We start from the raw sequence: 19,543 nt of genomic DNA on the forward strand, positions 1-19,543 counted from the left end.
GCGAGCCTCCGGCGGACGAACCGGCGCCCGCCGTCCGCATCCCCCGGGCCGGGGGATGCGGACGGCGGCGTACGGTCAGAGCAGTGCGGTGACCGTACCTGCCCCCACCGTCCGGCCTCCCTCGCGGATCGCGAAGCCCAGGCCGGACTCGAGCGGGATGTCGCGGCCGAGCTCGACGGTCATGGTGACCGTCTCGCCGGGCCGCGCGACCGCCGCCTCGCCGAGGTCGACGTCGCCGACGACGTCCGCCGTGCGGATGTAGAACTGCGGCCGGTACCCCGTGGTGACCGGTGTGCTCCGGCCCCCCTCCCGGCCCGACAGGACGTACACCTGCGCGGTGAAACGCCGGCTCGGGGTGACGCTGCCCGGCGCCGCGACGACGTGGCCGCGGCGGACGCGGTCACGCTCGACCCCGCGCAGCAGCAGCGCGACGTTGTCGCCCGCCTCCGCGGACTCCATCGGCTTCCCGAAGGTCTCCAGGCCGGTCACGACCGTCTCGACGTCCGCACCGAGCACCGACACGCGGTCCCCCACGCGCACCGTGCCCCGCTCGACCGCCCCGGTGACGACGGTCCCCCGGCCGGTGATCGTCAGCACGTTCTCCACGGACAGCAGGAACGGCGCCGCGGTGTAGCGCACCGGGACCGGTACGTAGGTGTCGACGGCGTCCAGCAGCCCCTCGATGGACGCCGTCCAGCGCGGGTCGCCCTGCAGCGCGCCGAGCCCCGACACCCGCACGACCGGCACGGAGTCACCGCCGTAGCCGTGCGCGCTGAGCAGTTCGCGGACCTCCAGCTCGACCAGGTCGGTGAGCTCGGGGTCACCCGCGTCGGCCTTGTTCAGGGCGACGACGATGTGGTCGACACCGACCTGACGGGCCAGCAGGACGTGCTCCGCGGTCTGCGGCATGATGCCGTCGAGCGCGGACACCACGAGGATCGCCCCGTCGAGCTGCGCCGCTCCCGTCACCATGTTCTTGATGTAGTCGGCGTGTCCGGGCATGTCCACGTGCGCGTAGTGCCGGGTGTCGGTCTCGTACTCGACGTGCGCGATGTTGATGGTGATGCCGCGCTGCGCCTCCTCGGGAGCCCGGTCGATCCGGTCGAAGGGCACGAAGGTGCCGGTTCCGCGGTCGCTGAGCACCTTGGTGATCGCGGCGGTCAGGGTGGTCTTCCCGTGGTCGACGTGACCCATGGTGCCGATGTTGAGGTGCGGCTTGGTGCGCACGTATGCCGTCTTGGGCATGGCTCGTTCCTTGGTGTTCGAAGCTGAGAGAGAAGACCCCAGGGCCCCGCCGACCCTCCCCTCACGGGGTCCGCCGGACTGTCGGGGGAGGGTCAGCTTCGGGCGCCGCCGAAGGGCGCCGCGGCAGCGGTGAACGCTGCGTCGAGTGCTGCTGCTGCGGTCGCGTCCGCAGGGCTCACGGCAGCCTTCGGCGTGTCCGCGACTGCGGACTGCGCTGTGGGGAAGGCGTACCGGAACATGCCCCGATCATGGCGGAGCGGCCGGGCGCCGTCGACTGGTTTTCCGTCCGCGCGGCCACCCGGGACCGCGAACCGGGGCTCGTCAGCCGATGTTCCTGAGCGCCTCGCGCACGGAGAGCGGCGACAGACGGTCCCGGGCTCCGTCGACGAAGTCGCGTACGGCGTCCGGATCCGTCTTGGCGTACTCGCGCAGGGACCATCCGATCGCCTTGCGGATGAAGAAATCGGGGTGCTCCGCGCGCAGCAGGCAGTAGCGGAAGAGCCGGCCGGTGTCGGTCCGCTCCTTGTAACGGAGCTGGTGCAGCAGCGCGGTCCGGGCGATCCAGACGCTGTCGTCCCCGATCCAGGCGTCCATCGCCGTACGCAGTTCCGGTTCCGCCGCGACGAGGGGCCCGGCGACATGGGCCGCCAGCACGTCGACGGTGTCCCACCACGGGACCGTCGAGACGAGATGACGCAGGACGGGGAGGAAGCCCGCCGAACAACGTGCGGCGTGGCGGCGCAGGAGGTCGGCGGCGAAGTACTGGTACTCGCGTTCGGGCAACTCCCAGCACCGCAGGGCGATCGCGGTGAGATCCGTCTCGTCCGGCCTGCCCGTGCCCGCCAGCACGGTCCTGGACAGATCCCTGCGCCGCGGGGTGGGGATGCCGAGGAAGGGCGCGACGTCCTTCATGTACGCAGCCGCCTGGACTGCGCGTTCGGGATCGGCGGCGCCGGGATACACCCGGACGAGACGGTGCAGCACGGTGTCCGCGAGCGCGCTGGCCGGCACGACGGGGACTGGCTGCGCCGGTGTGCTCATGCCGTGCACATTACGACGATCACACACCTGTTTCGGTTACGCTCCCCAGATGTTCGACCCCGTCCCCGCAACACGGCCCTCCGGCGGCCTGGCAGTGCGCTGTACGAGGGCGCTGCTCTCCCCCTGGTCCCGGTTCACCCTCCTCGTGGCGGTCCTGCTGGCCGCCGCCACCACGATGGTGCTGTTCGAACCACAGAGACTGCTGGCCTCGGGCTGGCCACCTCAACTCACCGGGTCCGCGGCGGCGATGCTGTTCGGGCTGGCGTACGGGGTGTGCACCGTCGCCTTCGTGCCGCGCCCGCTGCTCAACCTCGCCGCCGGGGCCCTCTTCGGCGCCCAGGCGGGCCTGGCCGCGGCGCTGGCGGGCACCGTCCTCGGCGCGGGGATCTCCTTCCTGCTGGGCAGGGTGCTGGGGCAGGACGCGCTGCGCACCCTGCTGCGGGGCAAGTACCTCAAGGCCGCGGACGGACTGCTGAGCCGGCACGGGTTCCGGTCCATGCTGGCGCTGCGGCTCTTCCCCGGGGTGCCGTTCGCCGCGGCCAACTACTGTGCGGCGACCTCCCGCATGGGCTACCCGCCGTTCCTCCTGGCCACCGGGCTCGGCTCCATCCCCAACACGGCGGCGTACGTCGTCGCGGGCAGCACCGCGTCGTCACCGACCTCGCCGGTGTTCCTGGCCGCGATGGGCTTCATCGTGGTCTCCGGCGCCGGGGCGGCCCTCGTCGCCTGGCGCAGGCGCCACCGGCTGGCCGTGGCGGCCGGCCCCTCCTGAGAGGGCGGGCGGCCCCTCCTGAGGGGGCGGGTGGCGCGGCGAAGCCGGGGGCAGCGGGCGGGCCGTTCACCCGCAGGCGATACGCTGCGCGCATCCGACAGAGGATGTCCGGGACCGTGGTGTCCCGCCCCCTTTTCTGACCGCATCCGCACACCGCCGACGGACTTCGTGTCCGTCGGCCGTTGCATGAGCATCTCCGGGATGGCCAAAGCCCCATGAGCTGGTTCGAATCATTCGTCCTGGGCCTCGTTCAGGGACTGACCGAGTTCCTGCCGATCTCCTCCAGCGCGCATCTGCGGCTGACCGCGGCGTTCGCGGGCTGGCACGACCCGGGAGCGGCGTTCACCGCGATCACCCAGATCGGCACCGAGGCCGCGGTCCTCATCTACTTCCGCAAGGACATCGCGCGCATCGTCTCGGCCTGGTTCCGGTCGCTGACCGATTCCGCCATGCGCAGTGACCACGACGCCAAGATGGGCTGGCTGGTCATCGTCGGGTCGATCCCGATCGGTGTGCTCGGCGTGACCTTCAAGGACCAGATCGAGGGCCCGTTCCGTGACCTGCGTCTGATCGCCACGACCCTGATCGTGATGGGTGTGGTCCTCGGCGTCGCCGACCGTCTCGCCGCACGTGACGAGACCGGGGGCAAGCACCGGGCGATCAAGGAGCGCAAGTCCCTGAAGGAGCTGGGCGTCAAGGACGGTCTGATCTTCGGATTCTGCCAGGCCCTTGCGCTGGTTCCGGGCGTCTCGCGGTCCGGTGCGACGATCAGTGGCGGTCTGCTGATGGGGTACACCCGTGAGGCGGCGGCCCGGTACTCCTTCCTGCTGGCCGTTCCCGCGGTGCTCGCCTCGGGCGTGTTCGAACTGAAGGACGCGGGCGAGGGGCACGTCTCCTGGGGACCCACCATCTTCGCGACGATCATCGCCTTCGCGGTCGGATACGCAGTGATCGCCTGGTTCATGAAGTTCATCACCACGAAGAGCTTCATGCCGTTCGTCATCTACCGCATCATCCTGGGCATCGTGCTGTTCGCCCTGATCGGCGCGGGCGCCCTGAGTCCGCACGCCGGTGAGTCGGCGGGCTGAGACGCCCCTCCGCGGCGGTTCTCCCCGCGTTCATGGCGAGGTGGCATTCCGGATGAAACGCGACCTTTCGCCGGCCGCCGGACAAGATCCTCTCCCGGAATTCTCCCATCCGGACGCTCCCCGGTAATCGGACCGGGCGGCGGAACAGCCGGGCAGCCGGGTGCGGCCAGGGCCCTCTTCCTGGTGGCACCCGGCTGCGGCGTGTGGGGGCAAGCCATGACCCGTACGGGGTGACCCTCGGCATGTCGGCACGCGCCCACGGGCCGCCGCAGCAGGATCGGTGTCCGCGGCGGCTGTTCCGGCGCCGCGGCGCGTTCACGAGACCGAGGAGCAGCCGTGTCCCAGCAGGAGAACATCGCCGTCCAGACCGCGTTCGGAGAGGCGGTCAGCACGGGGAACCTCGACGCTCTCACCGATCTGGTCGCCCCCGGGGCCGTGGACCACGACCCGGCGCCGGGCCAGGGCCCGGGCCCGGCGGGCTACCAGCACATGTTCCGCGAGCTCAGGATCGCGTTCCCGGACCTGCGGGTCGAGGTCGAGCACCTGGTGGCCACCGACGACGAACTCGCCTTCGCCTACACCATCAAGGGGACACACCGGGGCGAACTGCTCGGCCACGCGCCGACGGGCAAGGCGGTCGCGTACCGGGGCATGCAGATCAGCCGCTTCGAGGACGGCAAGCTCGTGGAGCGCTGGGGAAGCAGCGACGAACTCGGCATGATGCGACAGCTCGGTCTCGCCTGACACGGACTGATGCGGGCCGGGGCGGGCCGCCACCTGCAAGGACAGGGGGCGGCCCGCCCCTGTGCGGCACCGTCGGCACGGCCGGCCTCCGCCGCCGCGGAGACGGGACGACCGGCCGTGTGACCGGAGGATCCACGGCGATCGGGGAGAACGCCCTACGCGCCCGGTCAGATTGTCGGCCCGCACCCTTAGAATCGACGTATGCCCATCCCTTCCACCGAGCCGACACCGGTCCGCTCGCTCGCCGAGCTGAACGCGCAGATCCGCACGCTCGTGGACGGTGGCCTGGGTACCCTGGAGGCCCGTCAGGAGTACGAGCGGCTGCTCGTCGAATGGGGGTCGGCCGTGCACCAGGGCGCGGCCGAAGCGGCGTGACCACCGCTCCGGCGCACCTCCCGGAGCGGCTCCGGTGACGAGCGCCCGGACAGGGTGTCCGCGAGCGGCAGACGGCATACGAGGAGTTGCGGACATGCCCGGTCGTCCGAGCGCGCGTTGACATCCCGGCCGTCATCGGCCCGTCATCGCGTGCCGCCCCTGAAATCACGGCACAGCGAGCCTTCTTGAGCCCGGATCCCGGACGCACCTGTGGTGTGCCCCGGTGCGGGCCTCGTCGTCCGCAACCCGAGGGGTCCGCGTGCCGCCCGCCTTCTCCGCCGTTCCCGATTCCGGACCGCCAGTCGCGTCGGGCCTCCGGCGGGACCGTGACTTCCTCCGGCTGTGGTGGGGGCAGACGGCCTCCCAACTCGGCGAACACACGACGCTGGTGATCCTGCCGCTCCACGCCGTCCTCACGCTCGGTCTCGACCCGGGCAGGCTCGGTGTCCTGCGCGCCGTCGGCCAGGCGCCGGTGCTGCTGCTCACGCTCTTCGTGGGCGCCTGGGTGGACGGATGGCGCACGCGTACGGTGATGGTCCTGGCGGACGGCGGCCGGGCGTTCGTCCTGTGCGCTGCCGCGTCGCTCGCGCTCCTCGGGGAGTTCGGTCCGGCGGCGCTGTGCGCGACCGCCTTCGCCGTCGGGGTCCTGTCCGTCTTCTTCGACGTGGCCTACCAGGCCTCTCTCGTACGTCTGGTGCCTCGCGACCGGCTGGTGCGGGGCAACAGCGCGCTCGAGGGCAGCCGTTCGGCGGCCCAGATCGGCGGTCCCGCCCTCGGCGGCGCCCTGGTGTCCCTGCTGTCCGCGCCCCTCGCGGTGGCGTCCGGCGCTCTGTTCTTCGCACTCTCGTGCGTGTCGGTCCGCCGGATCCGCCGGGGTGAACGGGTCCCGCAGCGCACGGAACGGCAGCCCCCGGTACGGCGCCGGATCCTTGAGGGTCTCCGTCTCGTCCTGGGCGACATCTCGCTGCGGGCCGTGTGCCTGGCATCGGCCGTCTTCCAGTTCTCCTTCGCGGCACTGATGACGGTCCATCTGCTGTTCCTGCCCCTCGAACTGCACCTGTCGGGCACCGCCGTGGGCCTGGCACTCGCGGCGTCGGGGCCGGGTGCGCTCCTGGGCTCCGTGCTGGCAGCCGCCCTCCCGAAGCGGTTCGGTTACGGCGTGGTGCTCGTCTGCGCAGCGGCGATCGGCGACGGCGCGTTCCTCTGCGTACCCGGACTGCACGGCTCCCCCGCGGTGACGCTTCCCGCACTCCTCGTCGTCGGCTTCGTGTTCGGCGCGGGGGGACAGGTGGTGAACGTGGCGGTCATGGCCATCCGGCAGAGTGTGACGCCGTACGGGATGCAGGCCCGTGCGGCAGCGACGATCACGTTCGTCGGCATGGGGCTGACGCCGCTCGGTTCCGTGCTGGGCGGTGTCCTCGCCGAGGAGTGGGGACTGCGCACCGGTCTCCTGGTGACGGCGGCGGGCATGCTGCTGTCCCCGGCGGTGATCGCGCTGTCCCCGCTCGCCCGCCTGGGGCGGGCTCTTCCGGACGTGCCCGCCGAGCGGGCGCCCGGCCGGTGCGAGGGACCCGCGACGGGCGGTGCGGCCTCACCGGACGCCGGGTGAGGGGACGGGCCGCCGGTGGTCCCCGCGCTCGCGCCCCCGGCCCTCCCCCGCGGCGGCCACCCGGGACCCGGATCGGCAGAGGCACTGCAGGACTCTTGGCGTGCCGCTCGCACTGGCCGAGACTTGGCCGATGACGCAGCGCGTGGCTCTCGCGACGGTGATGGACCGCCTCTCCATCGACTCGGTGATCAGTGAATACGCCGCCGCGGTGGACGAGGGCGCGTGGGAGGCGTACGGCGCGCTGTTCACGCCGGACGGCCGCGTCGACCACCGGGGCGCGGGCGGACGTGCAGGGCCGGTGGCCGAGTCCGTGCACTGGCTGGCGGACATCCTGCGGCTCCTGCCCGTCCGTCAGCACCTGATCGTGAACCGCCGCCTCGAACTCCAGGACCTGGGCGGCTATCCGGGCGACCTCGCACGGGTGCGGGCGGACTACCTCAGCCCGCGGGGCGGCGGGGGCGCGGAGGGGACCGCGCCGACGACGATGTCCGGAGGCCGGTACGTCTTCGACCTGCGGCGCACCGACCCGGGGTGGCGGATACACACCGTCACGATGGAGGAGACCTGGCGGCACGGCCCCGGGGTCGCCGCCACGGTGTGATCACCCCTTCGCCGCCTCCCCGGACCGGCGGATCCGCGGGACTCCCCCTGTGCGCTCCCGATCTTTCGGCGCACACTGGAATCAAGCGGAGGACCGGCGAGGAGGACAGGTCATGCCGATGCGGGGCACGCGGCTTCCGGACGCGACGGCCGACGGGGGTGCGGCGCGGCCGCACGAGCGGCTGCTGCGCTCGCGCGTCGGACGGGGCGTCGTCGCCTTGTGCGCCGGCGCGCTCCCCGCCCTGGCGTTCCCGGCCCCGTCGCTCTGGTGGTTCGCGTACGTCGCGCTGGTGCCGTGGATGCTGCTGATCCGGTCGGCGGGCACGGGCCGGAGGGCCGCCCTGGACGGCTGGCTCGGCGGGGTGGGCTTCGTGATCGCCGTCCACCACTGGCTGATGCCGAGTCTGCACGTGTTCATCGTGGTGCTCGCGGCGTTCCTCGGGCTCCTGTGGGCTCCCTGGGGTCTTCTGGTGGCCCGTCTGCTCGGCGGATCACCGTCCGCGGGCAGGGCCTTCGCCGCGGTCGTCGTGGTGCCCTCCGGCTGGCTGATGATCGAACTCGTGCGCTCGTGGGAGGGCCTCGGCGGGCCGTGGGGTCTGCTGGGGGCCAGCCAGTGGAACGTCCCGTTCGCGCTGCGCACCGCGTCGGTGGGCGGAGTGTGGCTGGTCAGTCTCGGTGTGGTCGCCGCGAACACGGCCCTGGCGCTGCTGGTCGCCGTGCCGTCCGCGCGGCGGACCGCGGCCGTGTGCGTCGTCGCGGGCGCGGTCGGTACGGGGGCGACGGCCCTGTGGGCACCACGGCCCGAGCAGGAGGGCACGGTCCGTATCGCGGTCGTACAGCCGGGGGTCGTCGACGGCCCCGGCAGCATCGGGCACCGCTTCGCGCGCAGCGAGGAGCTGACGCGCGGTCTGGCCGGCCGGGACGTGGACCTCGTGGTGTGGGGCGAGAGCAGCGTGGCGGTGGATCTGTCGCGCCATCCGGAGACGGCGGACCGGGTCACCGCGCTGTCGCGTCAGGTCGGCGCGGACATCCTGGTCAACATGGACGCCCGGCGCACGGATGGCCCCGAGCGCACCGGAATCTTCAAGTCGGCGGTGCTGGTGGGCTCTGACGGCCCGACCGGCGACCGGTACGACAAGATGCGACTGGTGCCGTTCGGCGAGTACGTGCCGGCCCGCTCCCTCCTGGGCTGGGCGACCTCGGTGGGCAAGGCAGCGGGCGAGGACCGGCTGCGCGGCGGCGCCCCCGTGGTGATGGACCTGCCCGACGGGCTCCGGGTGGGGCCGCTGGTCTGCTTCGAGACCGCGTTCCCCGACATGAGCAGGCGCCTGGTGGAGGACGGCGCCGAGGTGATCGTCGCCCAGTCGTCCACCTCGACGTTCCAGCACAGCTGGGCTCCCGCGCAGCACGCCTCGCTGGGAGCGCTGCGGGCGGCGGAGACGGGCCGTCCGATGGTGCACGCCACGCTCACCGGCGTGAGCGCCGTGTACGGTCCGCGGGGCGAGCGGGTGGGCGCCCCGATCGGTACGGACGCGAGCGAGGCGGCCGTGTTCGACGTGCCGCTCGCCCAGGGCACCACGCTCTACGTCCGGCTGGGCGCCTGGCCCGTGTACGGCGCGCTGGCCGTGCTGGCCGTGTTCTTCGGCGTACTGGGGCTGCGGTCCCTCAGGAAGCCTGCTCCAGGGCGTCCAGGACCACCCGTTCGCACAGCCGGTGGGTCTCCAGAGCGTCCTGCGCGCTGAGCACCTCGCCGGCCCGCACCGCGTCCAGGAACGACACGACGCACTGCTCGATGCCGCGCTGACGGGCGACCGGCACCCAGTCGCCGCGGCGCCGCAGGGTCGGCTGGCCCTTGTGGTCGACGACGTCGGCGAGGTTGAGCACCTGTCGCTTGGAGTCCTGGCCGGAGACCTCGAGGATCTCCTCCGTCGACCCGTTGAGCCGGTTCATCATGCCGATGGCGGTGAACCCGTCGCCGGACAGCTGCAGCACCACGTGGTGCATCATCCCGTCCACGATCCGCGCGCGCACGACGACCCCCGACACCGGGCCGGGAGCCAGGAAGCGCAGGGTGTCGACGACGTGGATGAAGTCGTCGAGCACCAGGGTGCGCGGATCCTCGGGCAGCCCCACCCGGTTCTTCTGCAGGAGGATCAGCTCACGCGGGTGCTCGGCGCACTGGGCGTAGGACGGGGCGAGCCTGCGGTTGAAGCCGACGGTCAGCGTGACACCGCGCTCCTCGGCCAGAGCCACCAGCCGCTCGGAGTCGGCGAGTTCGTAGGCGAGCGGCTTGTCGACGTAGGTGGGGACGCCCGCCTCCAGGAGCCGCTCGACGATCTCCGCGTGCGCCGCGGTCGACGCGTGCACGAAGGCGGCGTCCAGTTCCTGGTCCAGGAGCGCGCCGAGGTCCTCGTGGCACCGCTCGGCGGGGATCCGGTGCGCGGCGGCCACGTCCGCCAGTGTGGCGGGGGTGCGGGTCTGCAGATGCAGTTCGACGCCGGGCAGGGCGGTGAGTACCGGCAGATACGCCTTCCTCGCGATGTCTCCGAGCCCGATGCAGCCGACCTTCACGAGGTTCTCCCTGTCGCCTTGGCCAGGGTCCTGGTCACGGCCGCGTCGTCCGCCCGTCCCTGGTTCCGGCAGCATACGTGCGCTGCGGCGGCCGCCAGTCGGCGATCCCGTCGAACGCCCTCAGGACGAGCCCGGGGCCCAGCCGGGAGACCGCGGACATCAGTCCGTCGCGCAGGGCGACGGCGGGCCTGCCGGAGAGGCCCGTCAGCCGGGACACCCGCGCCGCCTTGCGGACCATGGCGGTCGTGCGCGGCACCCGGGCCGCGCTGTAGGCGGCAAGGCCCGCGGCCAGGTCGCCGTCCGGACCGACGTGGTGGGCGAGCACGACGGCGTCCTCGATGGCCTGGTTGCCCCCTTGGCCGAGGAACGGCGCCATCGCGTGCGCCGAGTCGCCGACGAGGACGGTGCGGCCCCGGTGGAAGGCCGGCAGCGGATCGGCCAGGTGGTGGACGTCGTGGCGCAGGACCTGGCCGGCCCCGACGGAGGCGATGATGCCGGGGATCGGGTCGTGCCAGTCGCCGTACCTGCGGAGCAGTTCCGCCTTCTCGTCGTCGGCGGCCCGCCCTCCGGCGGGGACGGCGGCCGCGGCGTAGGCGTAGATCCGGCCGTCCTTCATCGGGTGGCTGCCCCACAGGGCGCCCCTCCCCCACGTCTCGTGCGAGTCGAAGGGCCGGCCGAGCCCGGGGGCGATGACGCGCCAGGTGGTGAATCCGCTGTACGAGGGCCCCGGGTGGCCGGGGAAGAGCGTGTCGCGCACCGCTGAGCCGATCCCGTCGGCGCCGATGACGAGGTCGGCCTCCAGGTCGCCGCGCGTGGTCCTGACGACGGCCCGCCTGCCGTCCGCACGGCCGGGAGAGACGAGTTCGGCCGCCGTGGCCGTGTGCACGGCGGACTCGGGGAGGCGGGCGCGGAGCAGACCGATGAGCGCGGACCGATGGAGCAGGACCAGCGGCCCGCCGAAGCGTTCGGCGGCCGCGGCGCTGTCCGTGCGGGCGAGCCAGCGCCCCGACGGCGTACGCATGCCTCCGTCGCCCTGCCAGGCGGCGAGCGATCTGACCTCGTCGCCGAGTCCGATGACGTCCAGGGCGCGCTGGGAGTTGGGTGCGAGGCTGATGCCCGCGCCGACGGGTTCCAGCGAGGCGGCGCGTTCGAGGACGGTGACGTGCCAGCCGCTTTGGTGCAGCGCCGCGGCGGCGGCGAGACCTCCGATGCCGCTTCCGACGACCACCGCTCTGGATGTCCCCATGACCGAACCCCTTTGACACTACACCTGTAGTAACCCCTTCACGGTACTACAGCTGTAGTGGCGACGGTAGATTGGCCTCATGCCCCCACGCTCCGTTTCCGCAGGCGCCCGACGCCCGCCCGGGTCCTCCCGCGCCGATCTGATCGCCGACGCCGCACTCTCCCTCCTCGCGGAGCGCGGCATGAGGGGACTCACCCACCGGGCCGTGGACGAGCGGGCCGGGCTCCCCCAGGGGTCCACGTCGAACCAGGCCCGCACCCGGGAGGCCCTGCTGGAGGCCGCCGTGCGCCGGCTCGCGGAACTCGAGGCGCGGGTGCTCGCTCCCGGCGAGCTGCCCGCGGGCGGTGGTCCCGACCGCATCGCGGCCGGGCTCGCCCATGCGCTGCACCGCTACCTGACCGGCGGCACCGCCCTGCTGGTGTGCCGCTACGAGCTGGCCCTGGAGGCCACGAGGCGGCCCGCGCTGCGGGAGTTCTACGACGAGGCGGGCAGACGCTTCCGCGAACCGCTGATCGCCCTGATGGCCGCTGCCGGGTCGGCCGAACCGGAACGCCACGCCCTGTCCGTCGTGGCCTGGGCCGAGGGCATGATGTTCACCTGCGCGGCCGGCTCGTACCACCGCGCCGTGCCGACGGAGGCCCAACTGGCCACCGGCTGCGCCGAACTGCTGCGCGGGATGCTGGGGGCCGGGCCCGCATAAACCATGGCGCCGCTGATCATCGGTGCGCGACGATGACCGCATGACGACAGAAGAACGGCCCGAACCCGCCTTCGACGCCACCGAGCGCGAGATGCTGGAGGGATGGCTCGACTACCACCGGGCGACCCTGGCGATGAAGTGCGAGGGCCTCACGGACGCCCAGCTCCGCGAGGCATCCGTGCCTCCGTCGGCGTTCACTCTCCTGGGGCTCGTACGGCACCTGGCCGAGAACGAGCGGGGCTGGTTCCGCGACGTGCTCGCCGGCGAGGAACTCCCGCCGCTCTACTTCACGGACGAGGACCCGGACGGCGAGTTCCACGTCACCGAGGCGGACACCTGGGAAGAGGCCCGCACGACCTGGCAGGCGGAGATCGAGGCCGCACGCGCCAACGCCGCGAAAACCGCCCTCGACGGACTCTCGGTGGGCAGGAGCAGCAGCGGCAGCCCCTTCACCCTGCGCTGGATCTACACCCACATGATCGAGGAGTACGCCCGCCACAACGGTCACGCCGACCTGGTGCGCGAGCGGATCGACGGCGCCACCGGACAGTGACGCCCGGGCCCGCGGGGGCGCCGGCCCCTCTTCACTCCCCCGCGGGTCTCCCCCGCATCCGCTGCTCCAAGCGGCCGATCGCGGCGCGGACCGCGTCACCGTAACCGTCGTCCTCCAGCACGCCGACCGCGTCCCAGGCCAGGTCCAGGTGGGTCCGGGCGGCTTCGAAGCGCTGCAGCTTCAGATAGTCGGCGGCCAGGTTGAGGTGCAGGGAGGGGAAGAACGTCCGGACCGCCGACGCGTCCCGCCACCCTTGGGGAACACCGCTCCCCTCGCTCCCGGCGGCCCCCTTCACGGGACCGTGCGCCATCCCCTCGGCGGCGGTCAGTGCCCGCAGATCCCAGGCCAGCTCGTCACCGGGGTCGTCCTGCGTGTCGGCCATGTAGTGGGCGAGAGTGCAGCGGTGCAGGGCGTCTCCGCACTCCCCGAGCTCCGACCAGAGGGCGCCGAAGCGGTTGCGCGCCTCTTCCCTGTCCCCCGCGTGGAGCAGCATGATCGCCTGGCCGATCCTGGTCATGACGGGGTCCGCCCGCACGTCCCGCTGCTCCACGTCAGAGGTCTCCCTGGTCCGCGTCCGGCCTGATCCGGTCGGTCGAACGCTAACCGCAGCCGCGCGCAATACCGCTCAGGCGCGGGCCCGAGCCGCCGGCCGGGTCGCCTGAAGGCCCAGGTCAGGGATGCGCCAGTCGATGGCCTCGTGCCCCTGCGCGGCGACGGCCTCGTCGATCTGCGTGAAGGGACGGGACCCGAACCACTTCTTGGCCGAGAGCGGCGAGGGGTGCGCGCCCTTCACCACCACGTGGCGCTCCTGGTCGATCAGGGGGATCTTCTTCTGCGCGTAGTTGCCCCAGAGGACGAAGACGGCCGGGTCGGGCCGCTCGGCCACCGCGCGGATCACCGCGTCGGTGAACTTCTCCCAGCCTTTGGACTTGTGCGAGTTCGCCTCGCCGCCGCGGACCGTCAGCACCGCGTTGAGCAGGAGCACGCCCTGCTCGGCCCACGGCATGAGGTAGCCGTTGTCCGGGACGGGCAGGCCGAGCTCGTCGTTCATCTCCTTGTAGATGTTGCGGAGCGAGGGGGGTGTCCTGACGCCCGGCCGCACCGAGAAGCACAGCCCGTGCCCCTGGCCCTCGCCGTGGTACGGGTCCTGCCCGAGGACCAGCACCTTGACCCGGTCGTACGGTGTGGCCTCCAGGGCGGCGAAGACCTGGTCCCGCGGCGGATACACCGGCCCGCCGGCCCGCTCCTCCTCGACGAAGTCCATGAGCTCCTTGAAGTAGGGCTTCTGCAGCTCTTCGCCGAGGACGCCGCGCCAGGACTCGGGCAGCAGGTCGGTGTCGGTCACGTGCACAACCTCCGGTAAGCGATCCGTTCTTGACCTCAGAACCTACCGGGGAGCACTGACAGGCGGCCTGCCGCGCCCGCTGCCCGCCCTCCTACCAGCTGGTCTTGCGGAACAGCTCCCACATCTGCATGACGGTCTGCGGGTCGAGCGCGCGCTCGCCGCCGCCGATGTCCTCGCCCGCCGCGACGTAGAGCTTGCCCTGCCACAGCGGGAGCAGCCGGACGTCCTCCACGAGGATCTCCTGGGCCCGCTTGAACTGCTTCGAGACGGAACCGCGGTTGCTCTCCCTGCGTGAGGACGGCAGCAGTTCCCGGGTGATCTCGTCGGTCACGTAGGGGGTGCCGGTGACGCTGTCCCGTCCCACGAACGGGGCGATGAAGTTGTCCGGGTCCGGGAAGTCGGGGAACCAGCCCCGCCCGAAGACCGGGTAGTCGCCCTTGGTGAACCCCTTCTGGAAGGTGGTCCAGGGCGCGCTCCGCAGCGTGACCCGGAACAGGCCGGACGCCTCGAGCTGCCGCTTGAGCTCGGCGAACTCGGGGGCGGTGGAGGAGCCGTAGCGGTCCGTGGTGAACCACAGGGTCAGCTCGACCGGCTCGGTGATGCCCGCGTCGGTGAGGATCTTCTCGGCCTTGGCCGGGTTCGGGTCGCCGAAGGAGTCGAAGAAGCTCGTGGTGTGCCCGGCGATGCCCTTGGGGACCATGGAGTAGAGCGGTTCTGCGGTGCCCCGGTAGACCTTGGCGACGAGGGCGTCGCGGTCCACGAGCTGCGCGATCGCCCGCCGGACGGGGAGCTTCCCGACGGCCCGATCCTTGGGGTTGAACACCAGGAAGCGGATGTCCGCGCCGACCGTCTCGACGATCTGGAGCCCGTCGTTGTCCTTCTTGTTGTCCTCGAGGCCGACGACCTCCTCGGCGGTCAGACCGCGGTAGGTGGCGTCGATCTCCTTGTCCTTCAGTGCCTCCACCATGGGCGTGGAGTCCTTGAAGTAGCGAATCGTGACGGCGGTGTTCTTACGGTCGGCGAAGCCCTTGTAGCCGGGGTTCTTCGTCAGCTCGGCCTTGTTGCCCGGCTCGTACGACTCCAGGACGTACGGCCCCGATCCGGTGACCTTCCCGTCGTCGCGGATCCTGTCGGCGGGGTAGTCGCCGGGCGCGACGATCGACATCGCGGGGGTGGCGAGGATGAAGGGGAAGGTCGCGTCCGCCTTGCCGAGGCGGAAGACGACGGTGTCGTCGCCCTTGGTCTCCACCCGGTCGAGCGAACCGAGCAGACCGGCCGGGCCGCCCTTCACCTTGATCTTTTTGATACGATCGATCGAGTACTTGACGGCGTTCGCGTCGATCTTCTCGCCGTTGGAGAATTTAAGGCCGGGCTTCAGGGTGCAGCTGTAGGCCATGCTGGTGGCATCGGTGAATGCGCACGACTTCGCCGCGTCCGGCTCCGGGCTGGTGCTGCCGGTCGGGAAGCTGACGAGGGTCTGGAAGACGTTCCGCATCAGCTCCCAGGAACCGTCCCAGGCCGCCGCCGGATCGAGGGTCGAGGGCGAGCTCGTCGTCCCGACCGATATCTGCTGGTCCGTCTCGGAACCGCTGTCCGACAGCAGGCCGCAACCGGCGAGAACGGACAGGGAAGCTACGGCCGCAGTGGCCTGCAGACTGGCCCGGTAGAACACGTGCACGCTCCTCGATCGGCCTTGGGGTCGGCAGACCATACCGCAGCGCCCCGCCGGGTCAATCCGCTGACCCGGCGGGGCACTTGAGTCATTTCAGGGCGAAACCGTTCCAGGCCTGCGTCAGGCCACGCCGGCGTTCAGGAAAATGCCGCCGTCGACCACGAGTGTCTGACCCGTGACCCAGTCGGACTGCGCGGACGTGAGGAACGCGGCGGCTCCGCCGATGTCCTCGGGCACACCGAGCCGGCCCAGCGGGTACGCGGCCGCCGCCTCCGCCTCCCGGCCCTCGTAGAGCGCCTGGGCGAACTTGGTCTTCACCACGGCCGGGGCGATCGCGTTGACCCGTACGACCGGTGCGAACTCGTGCGCCAGCTGCAGGGTCAGGTTGACCATGGCCGCCTTGCTCATCCCGTAGGCGCCGATGAACGGCGACGCGGAGACACCGGCGACGGAGGCGATGTTGACGATGGCGCCTCCGTTGTCCTTCTGCCAGGCCTTCCAGGTCTGCTGGGCGAAGCCGAGCGCCGAGATGACGTTCGTCTCGTAGACCTTGCGTGCGACACCGAGGTCGAGCTCGGCCATCGGCCCGAACACGGGGTTCGTACCGGCGTTGTTGACCAGGAAGTCGACCCGGCCGAACGCCTCCATGGCACGCTCGACGGCCGCCGCCTGGTGCGCCTCGTCGTGCGCCTTGCCCGCGACGCCGACCGCCCGGTCGGCGCCGAGCTTCTCGACGGCCTCCTTCAGCGCGTCCTCGCCGCGTCCGGTGATGACGACCCGGTCACCCCGGGCGACGAACGCCTCGGCGACGCCGTAGCCGATGCCCCGGCTCGCGCCCGTGATGAGCGCGACCTTGCCACTGTCCTGCACAGTCATGGTGTCCGTTGCCCTTCCGGGATCAGTTGAGCGGTCCGCCGGCGACGTACATGACCTGCCCGGACACGAAGCCCGCGGCGTCGCCCGTGAAGAACGCGATGGCGTTGGCGATGTCCTCGGGGTGCCCCACACGCTGGACGGGGATCTGCGTGGCGGCGGCGGCCTGGAACTCCTCGAAGCCCATGCCGACCCGGGCCGCGGTCTGCGCGGTCATCTCGGTGACGATGAAGCCCGGCGCGACGGCGTTGGCCGTGACGCCGAACTTGCCGAGCTCCTTGGCGAGCGTCTTGGTGAAGCCCTGGAGACCGGCCTTGACCGCGGAGTAGTTGGCCTGGCCGCGGTTGCCCAGCGCCGACGAGGAGGACAGCGAGACGATCCGGCCGAACTTGGCCTCCACCATGTGCGCCTGGACGGCCTTCGCCATCAGGAACGCGCCTTTGAGGTGCACGTTCATCACGAGGTCCCAGTCGGACTCGCTCATCTTGAAGAGCAGGTTGTCGCGGAGCACACCCGCGTTGTTCACCAGGATCGTCGGGGCGCCGAGCTCGGCGGCCACGCGCGCGACCGCGGCCTCGACCTGCGCGCTGTCCGACACATCGCATCCGACGGCGAGGGCCTTGCCCCCGGCGTCGGTGATCTTCTCGACCGTGTCCTTGCACGCGGCCTCGTCGAGGTCGAGTACGGCGACGGCGCGGCCCTCGGCCGCCAGGCGTACGGCGGTGGCGGCGCCGATGCCCCGCGCCGCTCCCGTCACGATGGCGACGCGCTGCTCGGTGGTGGACATGCTTGGTTCTCCTCGCCCTTGGATCGCGGCTCAGCGGACGTCAGGAAGTTCCCGATGACTGAGCAACCGCTTAGTACCTTCAGCAGACGAGACGCTAGAAGCCCTGGCACCCGGTGTCAACGGCACACGGGGGCACGGGCGCATGTCACACCGGACGGCGCTGCGGCCGTCCGGCTCGCCCGGGGCGGCTCCCGGCGCGGGTCAGCGCACCAGCAGGTCGAGCAGCCGCTCCACCTCGGCCGCCGGGTCCGTGGTCAGACCGCTGTGCACGACACCCGGCTGGACGACCGTGGAACGCGGCGCGATGAGCCAGCGGAAGCGGCGTCCGGCGTCGTCCTCGGCCGCCTGACCCGCCGCCCGGCCGCCCCCGCAGACCCCCTCCACCGCACGCAGGGCGGCCCGCACGCCGACCACGTCGGCCTTCGGGTCGAGCGCCCTGAGCTTGTCCTCGTCCAGGAGCGTCCGCGCCGCCACGAAGGACTTGGCCCGGCAGTACACCAGCACCCCCGCGTTGAAGCACTCGCCGCGCTCGACGCGCGGGACGACCCGCAGGACCGCGTACTCGAAGACATCGCGCTGACTCATCGGCCGCCGTCCTTGCTGTCTCGTCCTGCGGCCGCCTGTGCGTCGCGGTCCTTCTTCGTGGGATGCGGCCACGGGGCCGCGGGTTCGGTGAGCCAGCCCGGGGCCCGGGAGGGCTGCGCCGGGGTCGGCTCCCCCACGGTGATCCGCTCGTGGATGCCGGCGGCCCGGGCCAGCAGCGGCTCCGCGTAGGCGCGTCGCAGCAGATCCGTCATGTCGAAACCGGGCTCGCCGGCCAGCCATTCGTCGGGGACCTGCGCGATCACCTCGGTGAGCAGTCCCTCCGTGACGAGCGGCGCGAGCTCGGCGGCGGCGGCCGCGATGTCCGGGGCGAAGCCGGCCAGGACGTGGTCGGAGGCGTTGTACGGCTTGGCCGCGGAGGCCTGCGCGCCCGGCCAGTTGTGGTGCCAGATCATGGTGGCGCCGTGGTCGATGAGCCACACGTCGCCGTGCCAGACGAGCATGTTGGGGTTGCGCCACGACCGGTCGACGTTGTTGATCAACGCGTCGAACCACACGATGCGGCCCGCCTCGACCGGGTCCACCTCGTAGGCGAGCGGGTCGAAACCCAGCGAGCCGGGGAGGTAGTCCATCCCGAGGTTGAGACCGCCACTGGCCTTGAGGAGTTCCTGGACCTCCTGGTCCGGCTCGGCGAGCCCGATGACGGGGTCGAGCTGGATGGTCACCAGCTCGGGCACGCGCAGCCCCAGCCGCCTGCCGAGCTCCCCGCAGATGACCTCGGCGACCAGGGTCTTGCGGCCCTGGCCCGCTCCGGTGAACTTCATGACGTACGTGCCCAGGTCGTCGGCCTCGACGATGCCGGGGAGCGAGCCGCCCTCCCGCAGGGGTGTCACGTAGCGGGTCGCGGTGACTTCTTTCAGCATTTCCCCAGGTTATACGGCGTGGTTCCCTTCATACGGCGCGGTTCCCCGAGGAGGTCGCCGGGGACCGGTGGCCTGTCCGCGGGGCGTCGTCGAGGGGCGCCCTCAGGCACTCAGCACCTCGAATGCCGCCTCCGCGGCGTCCTTGAGCCTGCCGATCGCCTCGCCGAGCCGCTGCTCGTACCGGCCGCGCGCCGCGGCGGCCACCGGCACCGGCAGGTCGGCCACCTCGATGATGGCGGCCTCGATCCCGGCGATCTGCGGCAGCTTCTTGTTGACCTTGGCCAGGCGCGTGAACGCGGGGCGGAGGCGACGGATCGCGGCCACGTCGGCCGGCGTGACGCTCCGGTCCGTGCAGTCGTCGAGGATCTCCTGCAGCGCCAGGACCTGGGCCCGCGCACGGTCCGCCTTGTTGTTGTACGACGTCCTGATTCCCAGGACCGCGCTGAGGCCCACACCGAGCACGGCGGCTCCGGCAGCCACCCAACTGGCCACGCTGCCCGGGTCGGCGGACGCGGTGGCGACGACGGCAAGCGCTTCGCTGGATATGCCAATAGGAATAGCGGTACCCATTAGTCTGTTCTCCGTGTAGAGCCGGACGTCGCCCCAACTGCCTGCAACGGAAAGGGGCGTCGCGGTTTGAGGGAAGGCCGCTCGTGCGCGCCAACGCATGAGCAGGCGCTTAGAACTGTGGCCCCGAAGAACTCACTCTCCGGGGCCACAGTCGTGCGTGATCGGGGCGCAATCCGCCCGGCGCACAAGTGGAACGTGGGGACGACCGTTCATCAACACCTCCTTGAGGGGATCCGCGTCGGCACCCCGCACCGCGCGCGTTCCGGTGGCGCACTTCCGCGAAGTG

The 19,543-nt window shown here is 71.7% G+C and carries 21 protein-coding genes; 9 read left to right on the forward strand and 12 right to left on the reverse strand.

Annotated elements, in window-relative coordinates:
- Positions 1-75: 75 nt before the first annotated feature.
- Together tuf and OHT61_RS04675 are read right to left on the reverse strand one after the other, a co-directional pair.
- A complete protein-coding gene (tuf, locus tag OHT61_RS04670) occupies positions 76-1,245 on the reverse strand; it encodes an elongation factor Tu (RefSeq protein ID WP_329035281.1) in 1,170 nt (389 codons plus the stop codon).
- A 321-nt stretch (positions 1,246-1,566) separates the two neighbouring features.
- On the reverse strand, positions 1,567-2,286 hold the full coding sequence (locus OHT61_RS04675) for a DNA alkylation repair protein (protein WP_329035282.1): 720 nt from the start codon (positions 2,284-2,286) through the stop codon (positions 1,567-1,569).
- Positions 2,287-2,335: 49 nt separating this feature from the next.
- Here OHT61_RS04675 and OHT61_RS04680 point away from each other — a divergent pair, with 49 nt between their 5' ends.
- From OHT61_RS04680 to lnt, 7 genes are all read left to right on the forward strand, one after another.
- A complete protein-coding gene (locus OHT61_RS04680) occupies positions 2,336-3,058 on the forward strand; it encodes a TVP38/TMEM64 family protein (RefSeq protein WP_329035285.1) in 723 nt (240 codons plus the stop codon).
- 215 nt (positions 3,059-3,273) lie between these two features.
- On the forward strand, positions 3,274-4,146 hold the full coding sequence (locus OHT61_RS04685; protein WP_329035287.1) for an undecaprenyl-diphosphate phosphatase: 873 nt from the start codon (positions 3,274-3,276) through the stop codon (positions 4,144-4,146).
- A gap of 336 nt (positions 4,147-4,482) precedes the next feature.
- On the forward strand, positions 4,483-4,890 hold the full coding sequence (locus tag OHT61_RS04690) for an ester cyclase (RefSeq protein ID WP_329035288.1): 408 nt from the start codon (positions 4,483-4,485) through the stop codon (positions 4,888-4,890).
- Between the two features lie 201 nt (positions 4,891-5,091).
- Positions 5,092-5,265 (forward strand): hypothetical protein, encoded by a 174-nt coding sequence (locus tag OHT61_RS04695; RefSeq protein ID WP_329035290.1) that lies wholly within the window; start codon positions 5,092-5,094, stop codon positions 5,263-5,265.
- Positions 5,266-5,524: 259 nt separating this feature from the next.
- On the forward strand, positions 5,525-6,874 hold the full coding sequence (locus OHT61_RS04700) for an MFS transporter (protein WP_329035292.1): 1,350 nt from the start codon (positions 5,525-5,527) through the stop codon (positions 6,872-6,874).
- A gap of 130 nt (positions 6,875-7,004) precedes the next feature.
- Positions 7,005-7,475, forward strand: a complete 471-nt coding sequence (locus OHT61_RS04705) for a nuclear transport factor 2 family protein (RefSeq protein ID WP_329035294.1) — start codon at positions 7,005-7,007, stop codon at positions 7,473-7,475.
- Positions 7,476-7,587: 112 nt separating this feature from the next.
- Positions 7,588-9,216 (forward strand): apolipoprotein N-acyltransferase, encoded by a 1,629-nt coding sequence (gene lnt, locus OHT61_RS04710; RefSeq protein WP_329035295.1) that lies wholly within the window; start codon positions 7,588-7,590, stop codon positions 9,214-9,216.
- On the opposite strand, the gene OHT61_RS04715 is transcribed toward lnt, so the two are convergent.
- Together OHT61_RS04715 and OHT61_RS04720 are read right to left on the reverse strand one after the other, a co-directional pair.
- Positions 9,140-10,045 carry a Gfo/Idh/MocA family protein gene (locus tag OHT61_RS04715; protein WP_329035298.1) on the reverse strand — a complete coding sequence of 302 codons (906 nt, stop codon included), beginning with the start codon at positions 10,043-10,045 and terminating at the stop codon, positions 9,140-9,142. The genes lnt and OHT61_RS04715 overlap by 77 nt on opposite strands.
- Positions 10,046-10,079: 34 nt before the next feature.
- Positions 10,080-11,291 (reverse strand): FAD-dependent monooxygenase, encoded by a 1,212-nt coding sequence (locus OHT61_RS04720; protein ID WP_329035300.1) that lies wholly within the window; start codon positions 11,289-11,291, stop codon positions 10,080-10,082.
- 79 nt (positions 11,292-11,370) lie between these two features.
- On the opposite strand from OHT61_RS04720, the gene OHT61_RS04725 reads away from it, so the two are divergent.
- On the forward strand, positions 11,371-11,991 hold the full coding sequence (locus OHT61_RS04725; protein ID WP_329035301.1) for a TetR/AcrR family transcriptional regulator: 621 nt from the start codon (positions 11,371-11,373) through the stop codon (positions 11,989-11,991).
- 40 nt (positions 11,992-12,031) lie between these two features.
- Positions 12,032-12,544 carry a DinB family protein gene (locus tag OHT61_RS04730; protein WP_329035302.1) on the forward strand — a complete coding sequence of 171 codons (513 nt, stop codon included), beginning with the start codon at positions 12,032-12,034 and terminating at the stop codon, positions 12,542-12,544.
- A gap of 31 nt (positions 12,545-12,575) precedes the next feature.
- On the opposite strand, the gene OHT61_RS04735 is transcribed toward OHT61_RS04730, so the two are convergent.
- From OHT61_RS04735 to OHT61_RS04770, 8 genes are all read right to left on the reverse strand, one after another.
- Positions 12,576-13,094 (reverse strand): hypothetical protein, encoded by a 519-nt coding sequence (locus OHT61_RS04735; RefSeq protein WP_443049362.1) that lies wholly within the window; start codon positions 13,092-13,094, stop codon positions 12,576-12,578.
- Between the two features lie 75 nt (positions 13,095-13,169).
- Positions 13,170-13,889: a uracil-DNA glycosylase gene (gene ung, locus OHT61_RS04740; RefSeq protein ID WP_329035303.1), complete on the reverse strand. Its 720-nt coding sequence runs from the start codon at positions 13,887-13,889 to the stop codon at positions 13,170-13,172.
- Between the two features lie 91 nt (positions 13,890-13,980).
- Positions 13,981-15,561 carry an ABC transporter substrate-binding protein gene (locus tag OHT61_RS04745; protein ID WP_329035304.1) on the reverse strand — a complete coding sequence of 527 codons (1,581 nt, stop codon included), beginning with the start codon at positions 15,559-15,561 and terminating at the stop codon, positions 13,981-13,983.
- Positions 15,562-15,681: 120 nt separating this feature from the next.
- Positions 15,682-16,437 carry an SDR family oxidoreductase gene (locus tag OHT61_RS04750; protein ID WP_327120833.1) on the reverse strand — a complete coding sequence of 252 codons (756 nt, stop codon included), beginning with the start codon at positions 16,435-16,437 and terminating at the stop codon, positions 15,682-15,684.
- A gap of 22 nt (positions 16,438-16,459) precedes the next feature.
- Positions 16,460-17,221, reverse strand: coding sequence for a 3-oxoacyl-ACP reductase FabG (gene fabG / locus OHT61_RS04755; protein WP_329035305.1), 762 nt, complete (start codon positions 17,219-17,221; stop codon positions 16,460-16,462).
- Between the two features lie 201 nt (positions 17,222-17,422).
- Complete coding sequence (locus OHT61_RS04760; RefSeq protein ID WP_329035306.1) at positions 17,423-17,806, reverse strand: DUF3037 domain-containing protein; 384 nt, start codon at positions 17,804-17,806, stop codon at positions 17,423-17,425.
- Positions 17,803-18,687 carry a HipA family kinase gene (locus tag OHT61_RS04765; protein ID WP_329035308.1) on the reverse strand — a complete coding sequence of 295 codons (885 nt, stop codon included), beginning with the start codon at positions 18,685-18,687 and terminating at the stop codon, positions 17,803-17,805. Before OHT61_RS04765 ends, OHT61_RS04760 begins: the two co-directional genes overlap by 4 nt.
- 102 nt (positions 18,688-18,789) lie before the next feature.
- Positions 18,790-19,257, reverse strand: coding sequence for a hypothetical protein (locus tag OHT61_RS04770; RefSeq protein ID WP_329035309.1), 468 nt, complete (start codon positions 19,255-19,257; stop codon positions 18,790-18,792).
- Positions 19,258-19,543 lie beyond the last annotated feature (286 nt).

Source organism: Streptomyces sp. NBC_00178 (genome assembly GCF_036206005.1).
Classification (GTDB): Bacteria; Actinomycetota; Actinomycetes; order Streptomycetales; family Streptomycetaceae; genus Streptomyces.